General features: G+C 44.1%; 12 protein-coding genes. 9 read left to right on the top strand and 3 right to left on the bottom strand.

Going from position 1 to position 18,351, the window contains the following annotated elements:
* Positions 1–180 precede the first annotated feature (180 nt).
* Positions 181–1,701 carry an ISNCY family transposase gene (locus NO992_RS18370; RefSeq protein WP_371379719.1) on the bottom strand — a complete coding sequence of 507 codons (1,521 nt, stop codon included), beginning with the start codon at positions 1,699–1,701 and terminating at the stop codon, positions 181–183.
* 197 nt (positions 1,702–1,898) lie between these two features.
* Entirely contained in the window at positions 1,899–2,768 is an 870-nt protein-coding gene (locus NO992_RS18365) for an IS982 family transposase (RefSeq protein WP_371379716.1), read from the bottom strand.
* Positions 2,769–2,809: 41 nt separating this feature from the next.
* On the opposite strand from NO992_RS18365, the gene NO992_RS18360 reads away from it, so the two are divergent.
* The gene (locus NO992_RS18360; RefSeq protein WP_371379722.1) at positions 2,810–3,037 is read left to right on the top strand and encodes an AlpA family transcriptional regulator; all 228 of its coding nucleotides are present in this window, start codon (positions 2,810–2,812) and stop codon (positions 3,035–3,037) included.
* 52 nt (positions 3,038–3,089) lie between these two features.
* On the opposite strand, the gene NO992_RS18355 is transcribed toward NO992_RS18360, so the two are convergent.
* Positions 3,090–4,751 carry a TIGR04141 family sporadically distributed protein gene (locus NO992_RS18355; protein ID WP_371379713.1) on the bottom strand — a complete coding sequence of 554 codons (1,662 nt, stop codon included), beginning with the start codon at positions 4,749–4,751 and terminating at the stop codon, positions 3,090–3,092.
* A 267-nt stretch (positions 4,752–5,018) separates the two neighbouring features.
* Here NO992_RS18355 and NO992_RS18350 point away from each other — a divergent pair, with 267 nt between their 5' ends.
* The 8 genes from NO992_RS18350 to NO992_RS18315 all read left to right on the top strand — a co-directional run bounded on the left by NO992_RS18350 (position 5,019) and on the right by NO992_RS18315 (position 18,349).
* Positions 5,019–6,524: a hypothetical protein gene (locus tag NO992_RS18350; RefSeq protein ID WP_371379710.1), complete on the top strand. Its 1,506-nt coding sequence runs from the start codon at positions 5,019–5,021 to the stop codon at positions 6,522–6,524.
* Positions 6,514–6,927, top strand: a complete 414-nt coding sequence (locus NO992_RS18345; RefSeq protein WP_371379707.1) for a hypothetical protein — start codon at positions 6,514–6,516, stop codon at positions 6,925–6,927. The genes NO992_RS18350 and NO992_RS18345 overlap by 11 nt, the downstream gene beginning before the upstream one ends.
* 90 nt (positions 6,928–7,017) lie before the next feature.
* Complete coding sequence (locus NO992_RS18340) at positions 7,018–9,141, top strand: class I SAM-dependent DNA methyltransferase (protein ID WP_371379703.1); 2,124 nt, start codon at positions 7,018–7,020, stop codon at positions 9,139–9,141.
* Positions 9,141–10,694 (top strand): hypothetical protein, encoded by a 1,554-nt coding sequence (locus tag NO992_RS18335; RefSeq protein ID WP_371379700.1) that lies wholly within the window; start codon positions 9,141–9,143, stop codon positions 10,692–10,694. Before NO992_RS18340 ends, NO992_RS18335 begins: the two co-directional genes overlap by 1 nt.
* The gene (locus NO992_RS18330; RefSeq protein ID WP_371379698.1) at positions 10,694–12,073 is read left to right on the top strand and encodes a hypothetical protein; all 1,380 of its coding nucleotides are present in this window, start codon (positions 10,694–10,696) and stop codon (positions 12,071–12,073) included. Before NO992_RS18335 ends, NO992_RS18330 begins: the two co-directional genes overlap by 1 nt.
* A complete protein-coding gene (locus NO992_RS18325; protein ID WP_371379695.1) occupies positions 12,073–16,392 on the top strand; it encodes a hypothetical protein in 4,320 nt (1,439 codons plus the stop codon). The genes NO992_RS18330 and NO992_RS18325 overlap by 1 nt, the downstream gene beginning before the upstream one ends.
* Positions 16,392–17,219 carry a hypothetical protein gene (locus NO992_RS18320; protein WP_371379692.1) on the top strand — a complete coding sequence of 276 codons (828 nt, stop codon included), beginning with the start codon at positions 16,392–16,394 and terminating at the stop codon, positions 17,217–17,219. Before NO992_RS18325 ends, NO992_RS18320 begins: the two co-directional genes overlap by 1 nt.
* A complete protein-coding gene (locus NO992_RS18315; RefSeq protein ID WP_371379689.1) occupies positions 17,216–18,349 on the top strand; it encodes a hypothetical protein in 1,134 nt (377 codons plus the stop codon). Before NO992_RS18320 ends, NO992_RS18315 begins: the two co-directional genes overlap by 4 nt.
* The last annotated feature ends 2 nt before the right edge of the window (positions 18,350–18,351 follow it).

The raw sequence follows: 18,351 nt of genomic DNA, 5'->3' as shown, positions 1-18,351 counted from the left end.
ACCGTATATATGACAGCAACCCTGTCCCTGTTATTTACTAAAGAAACCTTGCAATAAGGGAGGAGACCATATATGAGATCTGTATAAGAACTAAAGCCGAGTAACCTTTATGTGAATTAGTGTGATTACCAAGGGATACTGACGGTATAAGTACCAAGCGATTTTGACGTAATCACACTATCAATGTTGCCGAGTTTCGGCAAGTTTTGCTAACCGTAACGCAGTAGTATTCATATTTTCTCTTAGCCAGATATTGCGAACGCCGCTGGCATGTATGTCGACGTTTTTTTCAGATTTGAGCAGTCGTGACACTTTGGATTGTCCCATGTGTGGGTTAGCCAGTGAGAATTCTATGACGACTTCCTCAATAGCTCTGTCAGTACGATTTTTGTGGTGAAGATTTGGCGTTTCCTGACGTTTTAACGATTCGATCCCACCTTGTTTTATCAGCTTACGATGGCGGTAAATAGTATCGCGGGAGACACCACTTAGGCGTGAAGCTTCTGCCACATTTCCTAGCTTGTCAGCCAGTGCCAATACATCAAGCTTCTTCTGGATTTCATAGTCTTCAGAGGATAGCTTATCAGGCTCCTTGACTTCGGTTACCTGTAGTTTTCGCCCAGCGAAGTACGCATCGAACTGCTTATTTTTACCCGTACGAATTTCAATTTTCTGGTTAGCGATTGAGTGCTTAAGCGGTGAGTCGATGAAGTAGAGCTTTCCCTTGAAGCTAAACGTATGGTCGTTGCGGATCCTCCGGTAGACCTTGGTGATGCAGATATCATCTAGATTGATGTAGCGTGATACAGGCGTATATTCGGTGTTTGATATTTTAGATTTTACCATCAGGTTTTTACGCCAAAACTGCGGGATGAAGACGTGTTGGAGGTAGCTATTAGCGCCCATCATGTCAGTAATATTGTTGAGCCGTAACTCTGGTATCAACCTGTCTTGCAGAGTATCGAAGGCACGTTCAATACGACCTTTTCCTTGAGGAGAACTGGCAAAGATGATTTCAATTCCTAACTCCTCACAGACCCGTTGCATCTGAGAGAAATTACAACGCTTAGGTCCACCGAAGATGCCTGCTCTATCCACATACAGCGTTTTAAACATGCCGTACTTCTCAACAACTGAGCGCATAACTTTCATACACCCTTCAGTCGTTTCTGACGGAAAAAACTCTGCATGGATATCGCTGTTAGCATCATCAATCATAGCGATTAAGCACGACTTTTTATCACCGAACCAACGATGTGTACTGCCGTCCATTTGCAGCATTAGTCCTAGTGCTTCCATCCGCTCTCTGCGTTTGTGAACACGGCTACGCCTACGCTTGGCTCGTTTTACATGGTGGATATCATGTGCCCACTTACGTAGTGTCTCGCGCTTAACAACAATGTGTTCGTGAGCCTCTAGCATCTCGGCGAGGTGCAACAGGTTCAGGTCATAGTATTTCTCGCGGATCAGCGACTGAACTTGCTGCTTAAGCCTATCTGGAGTTTTATTAATTGGCTCGCTGCCTGTATTCCCGTGAACAACGAATTGTAGACCTTGGCTTCGGTAACGCTGCAAATAACGTTCAATAGTACGCTTGGATTTATTGAGGAGCTTAGCGGCATTAGCTATCGTAATTTTACGCTCTGCCACTTTAGCAATGATATCAACTGTTAATTGAGCTTTAGAATTCAAAACAATCACCCTTAGCGCTCCTCAAATGCTTATACAAAACATTCAAAGAACACGGTTAAAGATAACCGTCAACTTCCCTTGGTAATTAGCGACTACGACAAAGTCGGGTGGTAATTAAAGTACGACAAAATCGCTTGGTGTTAACAGCTGAGAAGAATTTAGCTCAAATCTAAACTGACAGTCACCGATTGAAAAACGGGTAACTGTCAGATCAAGTCTGAGCTAGTACACTTTATGCTTGGTTTCTTTGCTTGAAAAGTATAAGCGATGAGGCCTGCCATCAAGTTCACCATAAATGAAACACAGCTACGGTGCCTTGTGTGGTCTATGTGAGTTATGTTCTTGAGTTGATCAAACACCGTTTCAATAATGAACCGTTTTGACAGCATTGCCTTATCCCAACCTGAAATAGGTTGGCGCCTCATATTGCTTCGCTGGCCTGTAATAAAATCAATGCCTTGCTCAGCTAATTCAGTCTTTAAGCTTGCTGATACATAACCTTTGTCGCTATACAAACTACCAGTCACATTATCAACCATATCCAAAACAGGCTTTCTATCATCCACATTACCCTCCGTCACTTTAACCGCTAACAAACCACCTTCATCATTCATGATCAGGTGAAGTTTGAAGCCATAGAACCACCCCATAGACCCTTTGCCTCGCTTCGCAACATCTGAAAATACTTGATGACGAGGGATACGCATGTTGTGGCAAACTTTCAGCGATGTTGAGTCAATAAATGCGAGCCCAGTAGGCTTAGCAAATCGCTGTTTTAGATAGCTGCATAGGGCTGGTAATACGGTTTGTAGTAACTTCAGCATTCGCGTGTAGCTGACTAAATCAGGAAAATAACACCGCCAATATTGGCAAACGAACTTGGTGTAATAAGTTTTAAAATCTCTAAAGCCTGAATGGTGAAAGGCGATAAGAATAGTCATAACTTCGCTAGAACTCAGCCTTGATGGCTTAATACGCTGCTTTTCACCTGTTTCGAGCAAGTGTGCCAGCCACTGAGGTTCAAACAATAAACAAAAGTCATCGACATCTACGAAAATTGCGTCTAAGTTATTCATGCCCTTGTCCTTGGTAATCTTATGTTTCTTGGTCGAAAGATCTGATCACCACAAGGGCTTTTAGTTCATTTTCTTATGCGCAGCTCAGGTTAATTAAATTATCAGAAGTACTAAATATCACAGGCTTAAGCAGAGCAACTGTTTACAGATTCATGGCTAAAGATGAATTTCCTAAAAGCGTTTCATTAGGTGCAAATTCTGTAGCTTGGGTTGAGGGTGAGGTAGAAGATTGGATTTTGGCAAAGGTGGCTGCGAGAGATGCAAATTAATAAGGGGGCCTAACACTCTTAAATTAAGCCCAAATCCCTAGGTAAACTTCTGTTAAGCTGCCGCACTTACTTGTTTTTTATTTGCTTGGCCTTTGTATTTTAGACTAGCCATTTTATCTGACGAAACTTTTATATGAGCTAATGCCACTTCATAACCTAAAACCTTCAAGCGGTTGTAAGCATTTTTCAAATTAACCTTAGAGAAAAAAGGCAGTTTTGTTGGTAGTTCTGCAATATCATAGATAGCATAAACTACTCGATACTCATCAGTGTTAGGCATAACCTTTGGGTCTGTTAGCGGCATAACACCAGGGTGGTTTGTATATAATTTTTGACGAGCTACTTCGCTAGCCCTAAATATTTCAGCTGAAACAATACCTTGACTGAACAGGTGGCTCAAAGTTGCCGACGAAGTATAATGCTTCACATGAATTAAATCGGTTAACTTGTCATGGCCATTGTTTAAATTTACTAAATCACAGAATTCAAATCGACTTGGTCCACCACCAATATAGATATTTTTGGTATCTAAGCATTCAATATTTGTGTCATTAGCAGCTACATCTTTATTGTAATCACCTTCTGAATCATGGTTGTATTCAGGTAAAGCTACTGGATAAATAGGGATTCTCCCCATAACGGTATTGATTTCTTTAACGAAGTCAGTATTTATTTCATACCATACACCAGCTCGTAGTTCATAGTGTTTACCGTTGTGAATAAGCTCACAGTAAATACATTCGTAGCCAGACCATCTTTTTAAGGTTATGTGATTATCATCTTTAGCATATATTTTATGGGTAACCTGTAAATGCTTGAGGTTTAATTGATTCTCTTTTTGCATTATGTAGCTTAAGTATCGCTCCAAACATAAAAGATTCGAGCGCTCCTTATTTCTTGCCCCATAGCTAAAGCCTGTGATCTGCTCTGATTCATATACTTCAGGAGCGATTAGCATTAGGTTATCGCCTGTTGTTGGTCCGTTTTTATATAAATTGACTAAACACTTTATGAGCTCAATATCTAGAGAAGTAGTGACTGAGCTTTCAGTCACTTCGCGAATATTGTCCACCCATTTAAATTCATTAGGTAATTCCTCACAATATTTTAAATATGCTCGAAGCAATAGCGATGGAAGGTCATTTAAGGTCCCTTTATAGTTGATTCGTAGAGCCTTTCTTCGGCCTGCTACACGAGAACCAAATATTTTTTCACTACTGGCTCCTTCGATTGCAGACAGGAAATCTTCGTCTATATCAATTGGAAAATCAGATACTTTAATACCTAAACCGCTTTGAATACGGTTGTTCAGTGGAGTGTGTTTATTTGATGCTGTATCAATTCCGCGGATATCTTTACGTTCTACAAGGTTGAGGGCTGTTCTTAATCCGAAGTCTGGAACCATGCAACTCATTTCTAGCATGTGATAGCCAGTTCCAAAGGCTATGAAAAAAGTCTTGCCTGCATGGCGTACCTCTAATACAGCTCCTGTTGATTGATTAGTGCCAAAATCGACATCATTTAACTGATTGTCTGCATGAAATAATCCTGTAAAAGCAGGGGGATTAGAAGTAGGTATTTGAACATGTAACGTACTGGTGGTCCCTTCTATCTCAACATTATGGCTTTTCGCATCATTGAGTTTGATTGCTGAAGTATTTGAGCTCTCTTCAGATTTTAATAGGTATATCGATAGTGGTGTAACTTTAAGCATGGCTGCTCCTTCTAATAATAAATTTATTTTCGCTTTGGACTCGCAAATTTGCGATTTCATTTGTATACTGAACATGATTGTGCATTCTGTCAACAGTGAATTTGAAATATTTTTATTTTTTCGCTTTGAACTCGCAAGTTGAAATTTCAGGTTGCTTTGTGGTTGGTTTTGTTTTTTTGCTCATCGCTTTTGACTCGCATGTTAATTTGTTGATTTTTTCAGGCGGTTCGACTAAGGTACATAAATAAGAAAAGCATCGGGGGCACTATGCAGGCCGTTAGTATTAAAAAAATACCAAAAGAAGAGTTTGAAGAGGCGACGGACTGGCGGGCTGATTATCACCTGTCAAAGGCGGCTATTCTTCCCGTGCTTGCAAAACAAAAACAATGGGCACAGTTGAAGGACCATAAAGTCAAGTTTGTTGATGGTTGGCGATTTAGCGAAAGCCCAGAATCAGAGTGGTATATGGCAAATGTTTCTTTGCTGGATACCAGTAAAAGAGATCCTATAACCCTCAAATACCAGCCAAAATTGGTTGATGAGGAAACAAGGAAACTAGCGATAGATATTGAAACTACTCTGGTGGGAGAGCGCTATTACCGAATGAGGCATGTTGCTGACATGAGGTTGAATCCGGAGAGTAGTCAGTACCAAACACCGATACTTTCATTCGAGTCTTGCGTTAAGCCTTCTGACGTTGTAATACGCAGGGTCGGCAGTGCATCTGCAGCTTATGTTTCTGAGTTTGATCGACAACATCCGATTGATGCCAACATGGCAATCGTACGTGGCTTAAACCGCCAAGATGCGCTTTGGTTAACCTATTGCTTGCAGCAACCTCTATACGTTGACTACCTAGAGAACAGAATTCGAAAAGACGAGCTGGTTCGTGTGGGCCTGTCGCAGTTAAAGAATATGCCTTTAGCGCCAACCCCTGATGAATTTACTCCTCTTTCTGAGCGCTACCTTTCGTGTTTAGAACGGCTTTACTTTAGTCAAATGTCGCTGCGAGACCTGCGCGAACAGGTTTCAGCCTGGGTAACTGATTTCTTAGATAACTTATCCATCTCGTGGAATGAGAATAGGGTAAAGGCGGCATGGTTCAAATCTGAAGACTTAAGTGAGCGTTTAGATTTTGGTTACTCAGAGCACAATAAAGTAACCCATCAACTATCCGCTAACGGCGGCCAATATCTATCTGAACTTGCTGTTATTGAACCGAAACAAGAGCAAGCACTGCCAGAACGGTATCAGTTACTTAAAATTAAAGATTTAAAGCCGAACTTTCGAGTGTCTGATGACCTTACCCTGGTCGACTCAAACCATGACGAAACGATTAAGCTCAGCCGAGTTAAAAAGCGTTTAGTACAAAAAAATGATGTGCTGCTCTCAACATTTGCGCGAGAAAGTAAGGTATTGTGGATAAACGAAAATTTGCCTCAAGATACGCTGGCAAGTGAGCATTTGGCAACGCTGTTTTTCCACCAGTATGCAGGGGCGTACACCTTGCTGTTGGAAACGCCGCTAATCAAATGGCAAATGTCTCAATTAGTCAGTGGCAGTGTGCAAGCCTTTATCAACTTATCCGATCTTGCCAAGGTGACGTTTCCACCGTTAACCAGTGAGCTGGCGACGCGTTGGCACAATGAATTAGACAATATCTTGAAAAAGCAAAGCCAAGCACTGGCAGAGATGAAGCAGATAAAAACACAGATGGCACAAGTGTATAGCAGTGTTCATCCAAATCTAGACGAGGTGAACCATGTTAACTGACAACGAGTTACGGCAAGCGCTGCAACAGACCCTTGATGGCCTGACGAGTCAACCACAAGCTCTTGACGATATCTGGTCAAAACAAAGCCATATTTGGCAAGAGTTAGGCTGGCAGAAGAGTCAGTTGTCGTTATGGCTAAACTGCCAGTCAGCAGTAGTGAGAGAGGCGAATTCTGGCCTATTTTCTCTTCGAACCGAAGGGAGATCTACGGCGGATAACAGTAGCCAAAACTTAGGAGACATCTTGCTAGATTTGGTCGTCGAGCTGAAGCGCCCGTTACCGGTAAAGCTAGCGCTCAGTAAGCTGCCCAGCCATATCGTCGCCACAGAAGGCATGCTGAAAAGCGCGGTGCAAGAACACCCCAAATTAACCATGATGGGGCCCTTAATTAAGCTTGCTTGATTAGCCCTGTCTTGTTGTAAATCAATTCGAATATTGAGCTTGGCTCAATAGATAGCCTCTAAGAAAGAGGCATGTATTAGGAAAAGAATAATGAGTAATGCTACAGAACTCGCTCCAATTTATACATCAGTTCGCAAACAATTTCGTCAATTTAGTGAGTCGTTACCGTTAGAGGCTACACAAGACTTTTATCAAGCAGAGCTTGTTTGGGGCATTGTTGAAGGTAACCAAACTCCAAAGATTTTGTTATTGGTGCTTAGTGATAATAACTGGCATTACTCAGAGCCAGAATCGTTAGATGCGCTAGTGTTTGAGCTGCTGGGTGAAAACGACATGCTTGGTGACGAGAGTCAGTGGCCAGCGTTTATCTGTTTGGCAGATGCGAACAACCAGCGTAGCTACGAATTTAAGGGCTTTAGCCAAGCGGTACCTGAAATTCCAGGTATTGAGCTTATTCGCGATTACGAACGCTTGAGTGGAGAGCAAAACTTGGCTTGGTCAGCTATGGTATACCGTAACCTAATGCAAGATCTTGACGCCTTTCATGAGCAGGTCTACCAAACCGTTAAAGATAAGGTGTCGGACAAAAACGATATTATTGAGGAAGTAGCGAAGATTCTGTTCTTAGAGTCATTCCGAGTTCATCACAAAAAAGATAGCGACCTTGGTTTTGAGTACAAGGGTAAGACTTACCAGCTACCAGAAATCTTTACTTACCAATATTTACAAGCTCATGGTGAAGACGCCGTTGAGCTGATCCAAGCTGCATTTGACCATTTCAAATCACATCCGGACTATGTTGTTGTTAACGATGCGGGCGAAGCAAATCCAATATTTGATGCCAAAACTCACCTGCGTTTAGAAAAGCCGCGCAACTACGAAACCCTGTTAAAAGCGATTCAAGACTTAGGCCCGTTCACAGATGAGAAAAGCGGTGAAACTCGTCAAGGCACATTGGCCGACGTTTCAGCTGACTTCCTGGGCCGTGTGTTCGATGTCTTCCTGCGTGCGAACTTTGAATCTAAAGGCGGTTTGGGTATTTACCTAACGCCGAAGCCAGTAAAAGATGCAATGCTGGATATGGTTTTCCATGACATCGAAAACGATACTAATGCCGTCGCGCAAATCACCTCCGGCCAGTTCCGCTTCTGTGACCCTACATGTGGTTCTTACGGCTTTGGTTCTGTGGCGTTAAGCCGCGTCAAAAACTTCCTGCATACGGTCGCAGGTCTATCAGATCAAGAGCGCGAACAGCAATTTAACCACTTACTGGAAAATGGCTTTGTGGGGGCAGATGCTGCGCCGCGTATGGTGATGCTGGCACGTGTGAATATGGCGCTGCAAGGCGCACCAAAAGCAAAAATCTTCTATACAGGTAACTCACTAACCACACCGTCGCTAAAGCCAAATAGTTTTGACTTGATCTGTACCAACCCGCCATTTGGTACCCCTAAGTTTAAATCGGATAAACGTGGTAAAGAGTCGAAAAAAGCGTATGAAGCGGATATGGAGCAAGTGTTGGGTGGATTCCGCCCTGCTGAAGAGGTTGTCGATTCCTACAACGCCTACTACGACTACACCAAAATGACGTGGGAAGACACTGGCCCACTGGAACTAAACGAAGATGGTTCGCCAGTTTGGGCGGGTTTCCGTACCGATTTACGTAATGTGTCTACGGGTAAGAAGCCTAAATACGAGCTGTTCCCGACGGTATCGGGCTTAGCTCTCGGCAGCAAACCAAGTAAAAATGGCGAGTGGAAGCCAGTTAAAGGTGGTTCGATTGACCCAGCCGTTCTGTTTATCGATCGCTGTTTGCAGCTTCTTAAACCTGGTGGCCGTTTAATGATTGTATTGCCAGACGGTATCTTGTGTAACTCGGGCGACCGTTATGTTCGTGAATACATCATGGGTAAGAAAGATGAAAAAACCGGTGAGTTCAGCGACGGTAAAGCCATTGTAAAAGCCGTGGTTTCACTACCATCCGATACCTTTAAGCTTTCTGGTACAGGTGCAAAAACCTCAATCCTTTACCTGCAAAAGCGCCCCGCGAGCGAAAAGAACCCAGAGCAGTTTTTGCCAGAGCCGCAAACCGATGTATTTATGGCAGTTGCAGAAACCTTAGGTTACTTGGTGAAGAACAACATTGAAGACTATGCCGCTGGTGTAAGTAATGACTTAGACCCAATCGTCGCTGCTTATAAGCGAGGTGAGTGATGAGTGTTGATAAACTAAGAGGCTCCTATCACGTAAACAGAGTGAACCCTGACGAAATTGGATTATTGCTTTCGGCGCAGTCATATAGACCTGCTGTGACTGCGGCTGTCCATAAAATCAAAGAGGGTGAATGGCGTACATTGCAATCACTTGTTTCTAATGTGATAAGCCCTGGGCCTCATCCGAAGTACGATGGTACTTACCCATGCTTGAAAACTAAAAATGTTCAAGATCTTATTGCCGATACTTCTCCTGCCGATTGGGCTGATGTATCGAGCATCAATGATCTAGCGAAAGTACAAGTTGGTAAGGGTGATTTACTTATTAATCTGACCGGAGCTGGCAGTATTGGGAGAGTATCGGTTTATTACGGGGATGACCTGCCAATAACAAATCAGCATATTGCGAAAATGTCACCCAACAAACTGATCGATGAGGGTTATTTAGTGGCCTATCTTCGTAGCTTCTATGCAGAGAGGGCATTGGAGCAGGGTGTCGCAGGTAGTACTGGCCAAATAAACATGGTTAACGAACATGTAAGGTGTACACCTGTTCGAATTTGTCATTCTTCAGCCCAAAAATACATAGGTGAAAAAGTCCGCCAAGCAGAGCGTTTGAGGGCTTGGGCGAAGCAGCTTAAAGCTGATGTAAATTCTGTGCTCGACGATTTAGCACTACCCATACATGCTAAACCGGACATGTTTAGTTACGCAAAGAAATCGATCTTAGGTGATCGACTAGACCCTAGGCCTTATAGATCCAATGTTGTTGATTTAGTCGACAGTATTGAATCATTAGACCATGACAAATTATCGAAATTAGTGATTTTTTCATCTGGTTGTCCAGTATCAAGTAATGACTTTGTTGAAGAAAACTTTGCTATCCCACTAGTCAGAATTCGAAATATTGCTGAGGAAGGTTTTAAAGGTTTAGATATCGGTATAACCCAGCATACTTATGATGAAGCAGCAAACTACCATGCAAAAGAAGGAATGATTGTCTTAGGGATGGATGGCTACTTTAAAGCCCAATTTTGTATCCCTGAAGAGTTACCAATGTTAATTAACCAGCGTGTAGCAATGCTTGCAGTCAACGGAATTCGTGCGGAGTTACTAACTCATTGGCTAAATCGACCTGAAGGACAGCTTCAGTTAAATCAGTGGGCTGTGAAGACTACGGTAGAACACACTTCATTAACGGATCTTGCAAAGGTATTGATTCCTCGGTTGAATGACAGTCTAGAAGATGAGCTGGCTAATAAACTATCAAATGCTAGATATTCAATAAGATTGTCGTACAAGCTAACCAATCTAGCTAAACACTTGGTAGAAAACCTCATAGAAGGGATTGTAAGTGAAGCTGAAATAGTTTCCGCTCAGCAAGCACTAGAAGCTGGCGATGACTCATTGGATCGCGCGTTACTTGAACGTATGACAGCTGAGGGTGTGGATGGTGAAGGTGACCCACTTTTTGACGATATCGAGCAGCTCTATGACCTGTTAGAACAAGCCGAACAAGCGCTTGACGCTGAAGACTCGATAGCGGAGGTCTAATGGACCAGTCATTATCACACGTCTTGAGTGTCGAATTGCTGCAAAGCGAAAACTTCTTATTGGCCAGCGTGGTCAGACCGCTAGAACGTTTATTGGAAAGTGGTTGCGCCATTATTCAAGAGAAAGCCGTTCGCGAGTTGCTTACTGGCTTGGCTTACCCGTGTGATGATGGCAAACATTGGGTAGCCAGTCAGCGGCTACTTGATGGTGTGACTGAGCTTGGTTCAAGTTCACAGCTGGTGGCGGCTGTGTTAGCTTGTGACAGTCGATTCCGTCAGCCCTGGTTAAACCTGATAGCGGCGCGCTGCCAAGAGGCGTCTGAGCTGAGCGATCCACTGCAATTGGTTGAGCGTATCCACCAGCTTGGCGCCGCCAGCAAGTGGGTAGAGGCTTCACTTGCCGGGGCCTCTTTGAGCGCGACACCCTATAGCGTGATTGAACGTGAGCTATTGGGTACCCAAGCAGACAGTATCAGCGCGCTACCTATTTTAACGCGCGTATTAACCACTGCTTATCAATTGAGTTTATGGCGCGGACAAGCCTTGCCCGCGATTGCATCAACCGCATTACAAGGTCAGCGCCCAGATATTGATTGGGTAAAAGGACGCTTGTTGCCGGTGCCTAAAGCCAAGGTTAAATACAACCCGTATTTGTTGGTTTCGCTCCCTTCATCTCACTCATCTTCTCGTTCACCCGAGACCAGTCAATCAGATGGCAGTGATCATCATAAGCTTGGGCAACAAAAGAGAGGGCAAAATGATTTTGACCAACAGGCATTTGATAATCTCCCCCTAGATGCAACTAAGACCCGAAGTGATTTAGCGCTCGATTGGGTGCTTAGTTCGCCTTGGGCATTGCTGCTTGCGGCTATCACCTATGAGCAGGATATATGGTCAAGTGAAGGGCTGGGCGGTTTAATGCTTGAACTGCCCGCTGGTCAAAGTGGCTATAAACCTAGTTTGGTGCAGGTGTTGGTGCTAAACCGAGAGGGTGATGAGGTGCTGTGCGGTAGCTTGGCTCAGTTTGTTTCGCGGATCTTGGCTGAATTATCTATGGCGTTATTCCCGGCTGCTATCAGCACTCAAGAGCTTGACCAACAGCTGGGCGATGTGATTGAGCTATTGATTAAACGCCAAGTTTGGCAACATCGAGACGGCATAAGCGGTGAGCTGGATTACTACCAAATTAATCCGCAGTTTGCTGATGCCTGTTATCGAATGAAAGGCCAACGTGCTTTTGCTCTGTATGGAAAAAGATTGCGAGAGGCGATTCGCACCCAAGCATTGCGTTGGCGACAAGAGCAAGAGTCGCTTATCAGCCAGGCTCATTTAAATAATACGAGTAATACCTCAGCGCAGCTTTTAAAGGATGTAACATAATGACAAAAAATAATGCTATCAATGAATCTCAAGATGTTTGGAAAGCGCTGACAGAACAACATAACTGGGCGGCAACAGGTGTTTCGGATTATCCGTCAAAAGACCCGCTTGTTGGGCAAAGTAAATTTTTTAATCGATATCGCACCTTTATCAAAACCATTGACCATGAAGACGATAAATTCGCTCACGTGTTTGCCGTTGAAGGCGAGTGGGGCCGAGGTAAGTCTCGTTTGGGTTATGAGTTAATTGCACAGATCAATGATTGCTCTAAAGGTTGGTACGTGCGCAATGGCAGCGGTGAGCTAGAAAACGCTGAACTCTTTGATGATGAGAGTAAGCGAGACGAGTACTTAGGCTTATATATCCGCTACTCGCAAATTGTGTCAAAGTTTCAAAACACCGATAACTGGTTTGCCTATGGTTTATATCAAGCGTTGATCCCGTTGGCGACAAAGCAGTTTGATGGCTCTATTCAATCAAGTATCGCTAAACAGGCACTGCAACGTATTGAGCCGTTTGGTTTTGAAACTTCAGAGTTAGCGAATCGGTTAATGCTTGATCGCGCTTTTTCTGATGAGGAGCTGTATTACGATCAAGCTCAAGATGAGAATGGCAACACTATTACAGTCACCCAATTGGTTGACTCGGCTTATCAATACCTTCAAAAGTTTGGTATTCAATACATCTTGATTGTGCTTGATGAGCTAGAGACAGTGGCAGAGGCCGCTACATACGGCATTGATAGGGACGATGCTTGCCAACTGGATGGAGAGGCCATTCGTTTGATTGGTAAAGCGATTAAAGAAGAAGACCCGCGCCGTAAATTGCCATGGTTGCGCTATGTCGCACTTTGTTCCCCGCTATTGGGGCAGCAGCTGCGAGAAATTCAATCGACGGCGCGTCGTTTTGAGCTAGTGGAACTCGAAAATAATGCCTTTGCTGATGTATCAGATTATGTCGCTAAGCTGCAAGAGGGTAACAAGCTACGTCATCAATATCCGATAGGTCTAGTTGAAGCGGCTTATGCCATGAGCGGTGCTAACTTTGGTTGGTTCAACGTGGTGATGGCTAATATTGATGTTGAGCTAGATAAGCTCGCAGGGAATAGCCAAGCGTTTAGCAATGTGGGGGAGTTATTTGATCAAGTCCTGCAAAATTCAGGGCGGATCTCTGGCCATGTTTTGGATCATAATGTGATTGGTGGAATCCAAACCGAGGACAAAGCCCTTCTTAAACAAGCACGTCATTTGTTGTTTGCTCAATTACCTAAGGCGCTAGATGTCGATCATCAACATTTGTTGGCGTTATTGCCACTGAAAAATGAATATGATGAGCCCATCGTCAGCTTATATCGTAAAGTTGACTGGTCGATGCTTGATTGCCGCCAAGCATTGCAAGATGGAAAATTCCGCCGTGATCGTGATGAGTGGTTCTACCCAAGCGTAGATCAAGGCTTGAATCTTCAAGCCCTGCGTCAGAATTTACGCACGTTTGCCATTAACGAAACAGGTGATGAAAATACCTTTCTTCTACCGCTAGACGTTCAAGAATTCCGTCACTTGATCAGTCTGCTATACAGTCACCCCGCTGCAGAATTTGCTGCTGACGCACTATGGAAACGTTTCTTTGGTGATGTACAACAGTTAGACGATGAAGACAAAACCCATATCGGCCCGAGTGTGGCGATGCTGCTTCGTTTGGACATGCGTTATCGCTCTCAACAACAAAACTCAATGATTTTCCGTGAAGTAGGCTATGCCGACGGTCATGAAAAAGCGATGTCAGCGCTTAAGGCTGAATGGGAACGTTCACCACTTGTAAGGCGTCGTACTCGATTGTTGGGGTTATTTCGCTTATTGGATCGAGATTGGAACTACAACCAAGAAGCCTTTGTTAGTAAGCAAAACTTGGCTATCCAATTTACTAAAGCGGGCGGAGGGCGAGGCGCAAGCTCTGGATTGCAGTATTGTGAGGGCTTAAAGCTTCATCCTCAGGGCAAAGCCGCGTTTGCTTGGGTAGATAGTAAAGATGAACTCACACGTCTAAACGATGAAATAACAGGCCAATATGCGGCAATTGGGCGTGTGCCTGTTGTTGCATTTACCGGCTCGATTGGGGTGATGGACGATTATGCCAAGGGCAGTGTTAAAGACGATTTGAAAGAGAACATCTTACTCTATTATCTCAACACCAGTGAAATTGATGTGATTGAAAGAATTGGTGTCGACCAACGCCTGCAAGAGGGCTTTGAGCTTAATGAGCAGGTGTTTACCTCAAAGTTCAAGAACCGTTTAAACAATATTCGTGATTATACCTACAGTCGAATTCATGAGTGGCGACAGTGGCTAAATGATCGTGGCTTGATCGCTTGGCCTCTTAAGCCTTCGGGGCGTATTAATGATGATGATCGCAATAAGCTTTTTAAGGCTTGGCATTTACTCCTGGTCCAAGATAACAACGTTAATAGCTTGAATGATATTTTGCCTGAGCATGGTGTTGATGCGGCAGATATTCGAGCGGTGTTCAGCCGTTTATCACTAAACGGTAAAGTGTTACAAAGCGGCTATCAGTCAAACGAACATGCTGGTCTTTTTAGCGACATTGAGCATCCTGCACAGGCACAGGCCCGTGTACCTGCATTTTTGGCAGAGATAGCGAACCCGAAAAAAGCCAAATCATGGACATTGGACGACGCTCAAGAGAAGTGGTATTGGGGATATTTGTGGTCCCCAGCGAGTCAAGGCTTATCTTCTAAAGCGGTATTCAGTGATTGGATGTGGCTTTGCAGCCAACTGAACTTAGCGAAGATAGAAGATCGCCAAGCTAGAAAAGAAAAATGGTTACCGGTTACTCGCGCGGATATTGAAGATGGCGAGCTTGGTTTTGCTAAAGCTTGGTTTGATGGCAAAGGCGTGGATAGCTATCAAGGGCGAGTGGAAGCATTAAGAGAAGTGTTCGGAGAGGATAAGATCCCAGGCTTGTTTGCCGGCATGCAGGGCAAGCATGGAACTGAAACCACCAAAGCACATAATCATTTGGAAGCGGCAGCTGAGCTGGTGGTTCAGATTAGCGACAAGGAAACAAACCTCAAATCAGAGCTATGCGCTGTTGTTGATGCATTTCCAGAGCTGCTGCGTTTACGTTATCAGGTACTTAACCATATTCGTGCAGTGCGAGATATCCATGAGACGAGCGCGGACTTACGTTTGGAGCAACGGATTCGATTGGAAGACGACTCTCGTTCGCTTTATTCGCGTATTGAACAGGCATATCAGTTTGCTCAGTTTGTACAAACAGCAGCGCAACGAATCGAAGTTGCGTGTGACAATGTTATATCGAACATCAGTGATGAGCCAGCAGCTCAAGCCCCTTTCCCAAGCAAGCTATTTACGCTCTCTTTGGGAACAATTAGCAACATACTTCAGGGTGCAATTAAGCAGTCACAAGTCACTGAAACACAGCGAATAGAGTATCAGGGCTCCACAGAGACGCTTAACTTCTACTTACGCACATTGCAATTAGATAAAGTTTCTAGTCGTTTGGATGATTTGGCCAAAGAGGTGGGTGTTGACATCCGAAGTGGCAGCCAAAGAAGCTTTGACGATATTAGCGGCTACATCGTACAGGCGTACCGTAGCTTGCTTAAAATGTTCGCAGACACAAAGGCTGATTTTGGCAAATTGGATAATAAGCTTTCTGAGATTAAGTTTCAGCTTGGTGACATGTTACCTGTTGATTACCCGGAGGCTGATCACCCCAAAAAGATTCTAATGTACCGAGAATCTTTACGTGATATCGAAGATGCATTGGAGGACCTTGATGAAGAAGTTGATCTATTCAGAGAGAAGTTTTCAACCGACGCTCGAACAGGGCAGTTCTCAGCGATTAAAGATGTACCAGTAAAACTCATGAAGCCCATCACTGCACAGCTTGGTGTATTAATGGGTAAAGTGAATAGTGTTGAGTCTGCAGTAAAAAGTTATCGCAATGGGCTGATTGAGAAGGCTAATCGAACCCTAAGACCGGAAGTGACACCGCTTTTAATCGCGTTAGGTAGCCCTGCGCTTTCGACGATTAAAGATGAAGAGGTTGCTAACCTTTCGCTGCCTGAATTGGCTATTGAGCTGGAATGCCGTCAACGTGCTTGGCACAAGCTTGCCGAGCAAGCACTGCAGGGGACCTCAATCTCAGTTGATCGTTGGGTAGAAATTTCTTCGCTCATGCTCAGCAATTCAGAGCCGAGTCTTACTTCTCAGGAGCAAAGTGAATTAGTGGACAAAGGAATCATTAAACTTCAAATCACCTTTGGAGGAGCTTAATGATTTTCTATTTAGCACTTTCACTGACTAATCATCGCAGAGGGCGATTTTTAAGTTCGCTAATTAGTGCGGAGCCGGTCACTGAAACATTACCGCATCAAGGTTGCGTATTGATGTTAGGTAAAGACTTTCAACAGCTTGAAGCTGCTAATAAAAGAGAGTGGCGCGATTGGGCGTTGCTGTCTGGACGAACGTTGATGTTGCTTCCCCCTTACTCCTCCGGAATGATTGATGAGGATATAGACTGGCAGATTGGCTTCAGTGAGGTAGTGACTTCTATTGATTCGCCATTGGCGCGACGATTAGAGGCCGAGGTAACTCAGCAGATTGCAGGTAGACAAGGTGTTTGTGATCGTTCACAGGGTCATCTTTGGGGCGCTTCTGCGGCGAATACTCGCTACCTGAAACATCATGCTGCCTCGGGAGTGTTTGCAGTTACTTGTTTGCCATTATGGTCAATCTCACTAATTGATGAAACTGAGTTAGTGCGGGAATGGTTTGCGTTCTTTGACCGGTTAGCGGGAACACCAGATGCTATCGAGACTGACGCCGACAATGAACCAACCCAGTTAGTAGCGACTGATTACTCGATCATGGCCTGTATTTACGCATGGCAGGCGATCTCTGCGAGAGAACTGAATGCCTATCTGTCTAATCAAACATTTCCAGTTTTTCAGTTTACAGAGAATGAAATGGATGAGGGCTTTTCTCGATTGTTAGCAATTGGATATGTAAACGCGAGTGGGCTAACCACTGAGGGGTTAGAAATACTCAAAGAGAGTGCTTACTGGCTTTACGCAGAACAGCTAAAGGATGCAACACGATGAGAAAACAAAACTTAGCGCAATCTTTGGCGGTTGAATCACAAATCCGTCTGCCGGGAAGTGCAGGGCGATTGTTACAACAAATCAGAGATGTGCTTGCCGTTGCACCATTGTTCAAAAGTGCTGGTCTCGTTAAGCGTGTTGAACGGCCAAAGGTTATTGACTTGACGGTCTCCGGGATTGCCACCCATTCCTGTATTAAAAACGCCTTAGGCGGCTATATATACGCGTCTGGTGCGGTTCGCATAGATATGTGTATCGAACAAAACCAAGTGGGGACCGGTAGTAACGATTCTGTATCAGAGTTGGATGATATCGATTTTGAAGCGCAACGAAAACGTCTAGATTTGGTGGAAATTCGCCAGGCCTATCAATTGGTCGAGAAGCAGCTAAAGCAAGGAAACCCTAGTCAATTAATTCTATTAGATACGCCACTATTTTTGGATAGGGCAATGACGCCATTGGATCGTAATGTAAAACACGTTGAGGAGTACCAGCGTACAAAAAATGTGATAGCTCAATTCTGGTCCAGCTATCGAGAACACTTGTTTCCGTGGAACCCTCAAGGTCCTGTATTAGCGAGTATTGTATCCGAAAGATTTAGTGCCATCGTTAACATTGCTAAGCAAGATTTGCGTACAGAAGAAGGTCGCAAGCACTTGTTAGCGACAGATGAGCTCGTGCAGAAAAATTTGGATAAGCTCGCTGACTTAGAGTCTCGCTTAGCGGGTATTGGTGATAAGCGATTCATCCATGGCATTTTGGGATCGTTTACGCGCACGATGGCATTTCGGATGACAGAGAACCGCTCAAGAATGGAGCCAGCTGAAGCGGTTGATGCTGGTGTTATTGGCTTTCACTATCGAGGTGGACAAACCAGTCAAATTCAAATGGTACAGCTTGCGGGTGAAGCTCAAGACTGGGACACCAAAAAGCTTGATGCAGTCGCTTGGAAACTGATGGCTTTAGATATCCAAGGGCAAAGCAAGCTAAAGCCACTACCACAACTTTTAGCGATGCAGCAATTGAAAATGCTTGACCAGTTTGCAGCGTATTACCGTCAGGGCTTAAGCGATGCAATCAAGAATAACGATGTAGAAGATACCTGGTTATCTGGGTTGGACGAGGAATAAAA

This window comes from Pseudoalteromonas sp. DY56-GL79 (genome assembly GCF_041414765.1).
Lineage (GTDB): Bacteria > Pseudomonadota > Gammaproteobacteria > Enterobacterales > Alteromonadaceae > Pseudoalteromonas > Pseudoalteromonas piscicida.
This window is presented reverse-complemented; position numbering and strand designations above follow the sequence as displayed.

Bases quoted from the DNA above. Each gene is read 5' to 3' on its own strand.
- NO992_RS18365 (WP_371379716.1), bottom strand. From the start codon at position 2,768: ATGAATAACTTAGACGCAATTTTCGTAGATGTCGATGACTTTTGTTTA.
- NO992_RS18355 (WP_371379713.1), bottom strand. From the start codon at position 4,751: ATGCTTAAAGTTACACCACTATCGATATACCTATTAAAATCTGAAGAG.
- NO992_RS18350 (WP_371379710.1), top strand. From the start codon at position 5,019: ATGCAGGCCGTTAGTATTAAAAAAATACCAAAAGAAGAGTTTGAAGAG.
- NO992_RS18345 (WP_371379707.1), top strand. From the start codon at position 6,514: ATGTTAACTGACAACGAGTTACGGCAAGCGCTGCAACAGACCCTTGAT.
- NO992_RS18340 (WP_371379703.1), top strand. From the start codon at position 7,018: ATGAGTAATGCTACAGAACTCGCTCCAATTTATACATCAGTTCGCAAA.
- NO992_RS18335 (WP_371379700.1), top strand. From the start codon at position 9,141: ATGAGTGTTGATAAACTAAGAGGCTCCTATCACGTAAACAGAGTGAAC.
- NO992_RS18330 (WP_371379698.1), top strand. From the start codon at position 10,694: ATGGACCAGTCATTATCACACGTCTTGAGTGTCGAATTGCTGCAAAGC.
- NO992_RS18325 (WP_371379695.1), top strand. From the start codon at position 12,073: ATGACAAAAAATAATGCTATCAATGAATCTCAAGATGTTTGGAAAGCG.
- NO992_RS18320 (WP_371379692.1), top strand. From the start codon at position 16,392: ATGATTTTCTATTTAGCACTTTCACTGACTAATCATCGCAGAGGGCGA.
- NO992_RS18315 (WP_371379689.1), top strand. From the start codon at position 17,216: ATGAGAAAACAAAACTTAGCGCAATCTTTGGCGGTTGAATCACAAATC.